This is a genomic window from Peribacillus sp. P4_C12, from assembly GCF_056402095.1.
Window position 1 is genome coordinate 220976 of the sequence record NZ_JBFUIB010000001.1, and the last position, 6897, is coordinate 227872.

Consider the following 6897-nt stretch of genomic DNA (forward strand, 5'->3'; position numbering starts at 1 on the left):
CACTCCGTTCTTTTAAATGACTACTTTGATCTAATCTTCCTCAATGCTTGTAGACTACTTACTTTAAAAAGCATAGAAAATAGGATATATAACCCGAATACCATAAGGGAGACGATAACTAATTCCACAAAAATGTGGAACTTTAGCGTAATAGGATGGATCCATAAAGCGAGTCCATAGATGATAGCTCCGATGATGATTAGTTTGCTGCTTTCTTGAAAAACATCAGTAAATACAGCTTTGTCACTTTTTTGGGTTTTTAGCCACAAGAAGCTGAATAGGAAAAGAGACTGCAGGAACATGGATATACCTGAGGCTAAGGCGATTCCGCCGACACCGAGAAAACGTGAAAGTCCCCAGCTGAGCAGGACATTTAGTAAAACAGCAATCAGGCAGGAATACATAGCTACTTTCGTTTTTTTTAAGGCATAAAAGGCGTTCATCAAATAATCTCGTAGTGCAAAAAACGGGAGACAAGCTGAATAAAAGAAAAATGCTGCATAAGTTGTTTCTGTAGCAGACGCATCAAAGGCACCGCGTTGAAAAGCCAGAGCGATTAAGCTGTTTCCACTGATCAACATGACAATCATAAAAGGAACGGCTAAGAATAAAAGGGACTTCAATCCTTTTAAGGTTAAAGTAAGGAAAGATTGATATCCTTCAATAGCGCGTTCCACAATCGATGGATATAAAACGGTAATCAGCGGTGTGAGGACAATGCTTAGTGGCAACCACAATAGCCGATTCGCATAGTTCAGGGCCGATACACTTCCAGTCTCGAGCGAGGTGGCAATAATCCGGTCGACGACACTATTTAATTGGATGGCCAATGCCGCGATGATAATAGGATAAAAGGTGATAAGCGTATTATTAATTTGCTGTTTGTAAGGACGAAAGGAAAAAATCGGACGGATCTGGTATTTTTTCAATGACGGATATTGAATGATAAATTGGCTGGCGGCACCAAACACAAATCCCCAGGCCAATCCTTTCACCCCAAAGGGAGCAGCGAATAATACGGTGGCTACAATAATGACTATGTTTTGGGCTGTTGAAGTAAAAGCTGGGAGTAGAAAACGCTGATTCGCATTCAAGACTCCAGTCGCCATGTATGCAAGCGTGAAAAAAAGTAAACTCGGCAGCATAATTCTGGTTAGAACCTCTGTTAAAGCAAGTTCGGAACCTGAAAAACCAGGGGCCACCATCATAACGAGCGGCTTTGTGAAAAACAGGCAGACAATGGTCATTACGACGGCTACTAGCGTAAAAAAGGAACCTAAAACGCTGATGAATTCATCAGCTTTCCTTGGATTTTCCGCTTTTTTCTCCAGGTAAATAGGAATGACACCGGCCTGAAGACCGCTGCCGAGAGCTGTAAAAAGAATAGTGGGAATTAGGCTCGCCACGAAAAAGATGTCTGCCGTTGATGATGCTCCGAAATAGGCGGCAATGATTGATTCCCTGCCGAAGCCAAGGACTTTTCCAACGGCTGCAATGATAGTGACGAGCCCAACCGATTTAACAACATGTGAAAGAGTAGGCATATGTTCATTCCTTTAAAAAGATGTCCTTTTGTAAACAAAATCCTAAACAACTATAAAAAATAAGGGTAAACGTTTTATCCTCAAGAATATTGTAAAAAAGTCCTGCTATTAACGCTGCTAGCATTAAGCAGATAGTGAAGACTGCTGTAGTACCATTGCTTGTTTTAATGATTTTACGAAAGGTTAAAAGAATAAATACGAAAACTGATAAAAAACCGAGCAACCCTGTTTGGACAAGAATCTGAATGTATTGATTATCAGTATACATCCTTTCACCAATCTGGTATTCCTGATAAATCGGTGAGGGGAAGGAAAGAGTGGCCGAATCCCCAAATGTAGCAAGACCCGTACCAGCTATTGGATGATCCATAAAAATTTCAAGCCCTTTAAAAACAACAAATAACCGGCCCCATTCTGTACTTTGGTGAAGAGTCTTATCAGAGAACATGTCAGAGAATCGATCGGAGAGGGCATGTTCGCGTTCGGCAATAGGAGTACTGCCAATCCTCATATTTTCCATTGGAACTGAAGCTGAAAGCTCCACTTTGCTTGAAGTGAATAGAACCGGGTAATATATGAGAAACAGGCCGCAAACAAATGACCCTAAAGCAAATTTAAAAAATGTTTTATTTTTAGTCCAGATGGTAAAGACAAGCGTTGCGATTCCGAAAGCGATCATCGTCCCCCGTGAATAGGTGAGCAGTAAAGTTCCGAACATTAAGCTGGATGCTAGAAAGACCGAGAACTTATATTTCTTTAACGCTTGAAAGAGGAAGAAGCTAAAAAACAACTGGATGCTTAAAAATAAAGCAAAGACATTAGGATTGGCAGCTGCACCATAAATCCTCATTCGATTTGTTGAGGAAAGAGTCCACATTTCCCAAGCCTGAGGCAGAAAAATAGAACGAGAAAAGATTTTCTCCAATAAGCCGTGAAGGCAAAGGACGATTGTAAATAGTAGAGTTACCTTCAAAAAGCGAAAGATATCCTTTCTTTCTAGATTTAATTCACCGATAATATAGAGAAGCAAGAAAGTCACAAGTATAGCTCGTAGTTCAAACAGAATTGGAATGAGCCCCACCCCTGTTAAGAGCGCGGCAACAACACCAACTAAACAATACAGCCAGAATGGTAAAGTAAAATGATACTTCGCAGTTGACCATTCTTTCTTCTTAAACTTTTCAATAAGCAAAGAAATAAATAGGAAAAGGATAATCAGGTCTCCTGTATAGGTTAAGCCGCTATTCAGTTCCATAAATAAGGGACGGGCTGGGAAGTAAATGAATAGAATTAATAGCAGGTTTTTTTTATTTATAACGATAAAAATAAGCATCAATGCCGTCGCAGTGTAGCCGACGATAGGGTGAGGTACTGCTATTGAAAAGAGCAGGCACACAATTAAAATGGGTAACGAAAGTTTTTCAAGAAGCTTCAATTGTTCAACCACCTTTGAATCAAAATTACTTTATATGATTTGTATGAAAAAAATTCTTGAATAATACCCGACCCTATAGATGTATAGTACATATGAAAGGCTGAAGAGATATGACTGAGAAATATGTGGAGATATTGTCCATACCATTTATTGATAGCACTATGGATGAATTTATAAATCAGGTGATTTACCCAAGATTAATGAATCAAGAAAAAACGTTTGTCGTTACGGCAAATCCTGAAATTGTTGAGTATGCAAATGAACATCAGGATTATAAGGACATCATTACATCGGCTGATTACATTACACCGGATGGCGTTGGTATTATTATGGCCTCAAAATGGCTGAACCAACCATTACAGGAGCGGATTACTGGGTTCGATTTGATGAATGAACTATTTCGGATTGCTGATGAGCAGGCTCTAAAGGTATATCTGCTTGGAGCGGAAGAAGCTGTGATTGAAACAGCTGCCTTAAAGGTTCAAGAGAAATATCCGGGTATCGAACTCGTAGGATACAACCATGGCTACATTGATATCAAGGACGAGTACTTGGCAAAGTCCATAGCGGAACTCGAACCCGACATTATTTTGACAGCCTTGGGCTTCCCTAGGCAGGAAAAGTGGGTTTCTATGCACTATCCCTTATTTAAAAAGGGGTTTTTTATGGGAGTTGGAGGGAGCTTTGATGTTCTCGCAGGAAAGGTGAACCGCGCTCCTGACATATGGCAGAGGGTGCGTCTTGAATGGTTGTACCGACTAATCCAACAGCCTTCCCGATGGAAACGGATGCTTGTGCTGCCAAAATTCGTATTAAAGGTTAGAAGGAAAAGGAAGAGGTTACAGCGTTCCTAAACATAAGGAGTGAACTAGGTGAAAATCATGCACTTAAACGCTGGTAATGAAACTGGCGGCGGTATGTTTCATATTCTGTCCTTACTTAACCAACTAAATAAAGAGGAATGCCTTCTTGGCGTGTTTGAAAAAGGTGCTCTGTACCGGCAGGCTGTGGCATCTGGGATTCAAACTGAAATTTTCAAGCAACATTCTAAGTATGACCTTTCGATATTGAAACCTTTACGGGACTTTATCCGTCTAAATAATATAGAGATCATCCACACTCATGGTCCGCGTGCGAATATTTATGGAGCTTTATTAAAACGTCTCGTAAAACGCCCCTGGGTTCTTACTGTCCACAGTTCCCCTCAGCATGATTTTTTAGGTATGGGTGTAAAAGGGAAACTATTTACGAGCTTGCATTTAAAGTCATTTCAGCATACTGATCATATACTGGCGGTTTCAGATCGATTTAAGCAAGACTTAATTAGTCAAGGGATTCCCTCAACCAAGATCACCAAGATTTTAAATGGTATTAACTTTGAAAAGAAATTAGAGGAACCCTTTCAAAGAGAAGACTTTGGGTTTGTGGCTGATGATTTTGTTATTATTATGCCTGCTAGGCTTGAACCTGTAAAAGGCCATGAATTTGCCTTAGAGGCATTAAGTCAAGTGATATCGGAGTTTCCCCATGTAAAGCTGTTGCTTGTGGGTGAGGGAAGCAGAAGACTGGCTTTAGAAAAGATGGTTTTGGAAAAAAATTTAACTAATCACGTGTTCTTTTTAGGGTATCGTAAAGATATAGAGAAGCTCTATCCCTTGGCTGATGTCACATTGTTAACGTCTTTAAGCGAGAGTTTCCCACTTGTTTTACTTGAAGGGGCAAGGGCAGGTTTGCCTGCGATTACAAGTGATGTTGGCGGTGTGAAAGAATTAATTCCGGATGAGAAATTTGGCTGGATAACAGAGATTGGGCATGTAACCCAATTGAAAAGGGCTATCTGTAAAGCAGTAGAATTAAAAAAATCCGGAAACCTGACAAGGTTAGGGACAGATTTACAAAAATTTGCAAAAAACAACTTTTCTATAGAGATTTTAGCCGAAAACGTATATAATGTTTATTTGAGGATGAAAAAATAAATAAGTTATTATAAATACGTTTTCTTATTGATTGTTAAGGGTATTAGATTTATGTTGAATAGAGGTGGTTCTTGATGTTAATAGGGGCCTTGTTGGTAGCATTTTTATTGTCCATTTTTTTGACTCCTTTTGTCGGAAAATTGGCCGTTAAATTAGGGGCTACCGATAAACCAAATGAGCGAAAAGTGCATATTAAAATTATGCCGCGCATGGGCGGTTTAGCTATATTTTTGAGTTTTTTCATTACATTCTTAATTTTTACGAATGACTTTTGGGAGCAATTGCCTCTGCTAGTAGGTGCTCTTGTCATCATATTAATTGGGATGGCGGATGATATATATGAATTAAGAGCTGCACCCAAGTTTTTGGGACAGATTTTAGCTGCTCTCATTATCGTGTTATGGGGCGGTCTTGAAGTTGAATTTATCAACTTACCATTTTTTACCGACACACTTCAGTTTGGCATTTTCAGTATCCCTATTACCATTTTGTGGATTGTAGCGATTATTAATGCCATTAATTTAATAGATGGCCTAGATGGTCTTGCGGGTGGAGTCTCCACAATTGCATTAGTGACGATTGCTACGATGGCCCTTATTAAAGGGGATATATTTGTAGCGATGGTTGCATTGACTGTGATTGGAAGTACCCTTGGCTTTTTGAAATATAATTTCCATCCTGCAAAGATTTTTATGGGAGATACAGGAGCATTGTTCCTAGGTTACATCATCGCAGTTCTGTCCCTGCTTGGATTTAAAAACGTTACGATGATTTCCTTAATTGTACCGATTATCATTTTAGGGGTTCCTATTTCGGATACATTTTTTGCGATTATCCGCAGGATTGTAAATAAACAACCGATATCAGCTGCTGACAAATCACATTTACATCACTGCTTGTTAAACCTAGGATTTACTCATAAGCAGACTGTACTTCTTATTTACGCTTTAGCTGCTTGCTTTGGTTTAGCTGCCATAATCTTTTCATTTGCAACAATGTGGGGAGCTTTGATTCTTGTAGCTGGCCTCTTATTGATTATAGAAATTTTTGTGGAAAAAATTGGGCTGGTCAATTCGGATTATCAACCTTTGTTGAAGATGCTAAATTTTAAAAACAAACCATAATTGCTTTAGTGCATAGAATACTAGATTATTATTCTCTATGCAAAGCCCAATAAATATGTTTACTGCCTCCATACCGTATTTACTAATACGTATGGAGGTTTTTTATATTGTTTTGGTAAGGTATAACCTTCCATAGTAGGCGTTAAACTAGTATGTATCGAATATTATTAGAATGGAAGGGTGTTTTCACGTGTTCAATTCCTATTTGAGTAAAATAAAGGATAAAATATGAGTCAAGCTATTCCGGATATTCCACCAGAAGCTTACTTAACGAAGGTATTAGATCATCCTAATCAGGTTGAGTTTTATGTGAGTATTACCAAAGAATCTGTTCCAAAGCCTAAGAAAACAACCGTATTACTTGAGTTTTATAATAGGAAGAAAGAAAAAGTGTTTCAGGAAACAGGACAGATGATGGAAAAGAATGCAAACCATAATCTTTATATATTTACAATTAATAAAGTTGACATTCAGCTAGAAAAGAAAAAAAGGAATTATGATTTGTTTGTCGTTGTAGAGGGGAAATCATCTAGCCTTAACTTAAACGAAGATTTTCAGGTTGATCATTCAAATTCATTTTTTGAATCGAAAGACTTTATGTTTCTTTTGAGTAAGAGCAAAGAAAATTCCGCTTTTTTACGTGCGGGCTATAAACATAAAATCAATACGGTTTATGATATTCCCAATCATATTCATTCGATTGATTTTAATGGGAAGGAAATCCTTGTAGAAGGGGAAATCCATCATCGCTTTTTCAAAGAGAAATTTCCGGAGGCCACCTATTTTTTCACTATCAAAAAGAAGAATGGGATGTATTT

General features: G+C 38.4%; 6 protein-coding genes. 4 read left to right on the top strand and 2 right to left on the bottom strand.

The features are described 5' to 3' along the window. Positions 1 to 20: 20 nt before the first annotated feature. Complete coding sequence (gene murJ, locus AC1DUW_RS01035; RefSeq protein ID WP_477641820.1) at positions 21 to 1544, bottom strand: murein biosynthesis integral membrane protein MurJ; 1524 nt, start codon at positions 1542 to 1544, stop codon at positions 21 to 23. 4 nt (positions 1545 to 1548) lie between these two features. After that, entirely contained in the window at positions 1549 to 2979 is a 1431-nt protein-coding gene (locus tag AC1DUW_RS01040; protein WP_477641821.1) for an O-antigen ligase family protein, read from the bottom strand. Between the two features lie 110 nt (positions 2980 to 3089). On the opposite strand from AC1DUW_RS01040, the gene AC1DUW_RS01045 reads away from it, so the two are divergent. The 4 genes from AC1DUW_RS01045 to AC1DUW_RS01060 form a co-directional block, all read left to right on the top strand. Next, the gene (locus tag AC1DUW_RS01045; RefSeq protein ID WP_477641822.1) at positions 3090 to 3833 is read left to right on the top strand and encodes a WecB/TagA/CpsF family glycosyltransferase; all 744 of its coding nucleotides are present in this window, start codon (positions 3090 to 3092) and stop codon (positions 3831 to 3833) included. 27 nt (positions 3834 to 3860) lie between these two features. Next, positions 3861 to 4955 carry a glycosyltransferase family 4 protein gene (locus AC1DUW_RS01050; protein ID WP_236695045.1) on the top strand — a complete coding sequence of 365 codons (1095 nt, stop codon included), beginning with the start codon at positions 3861 to 3863 and terminating at the stop codon, positions 4953 to 4955. Positions 4956 to 5029: 74 nt separating this feature from the next. Continuing rightward, positions 5030 to 6079, top strand: coding sequence for a glycosyltransferase family 4 protein (locus AC1DUW_RS01055; protein ID WP_053348550.1), 1050 nt, complete (start codon positions 5030 to 5032; stop codon positions 6077 to 6079). A 228-nt stretch (positions 6080 to 6307) separates the two neighbouring features. Beyond that, positions 6308 to 6897, top strand: a 590-nt coding sequence (locus AC1DUW_RS01060) for a hypothetical protein (protein ID WP_477641823.1), incomplete at its 3' end; no start/stop codon positions are given.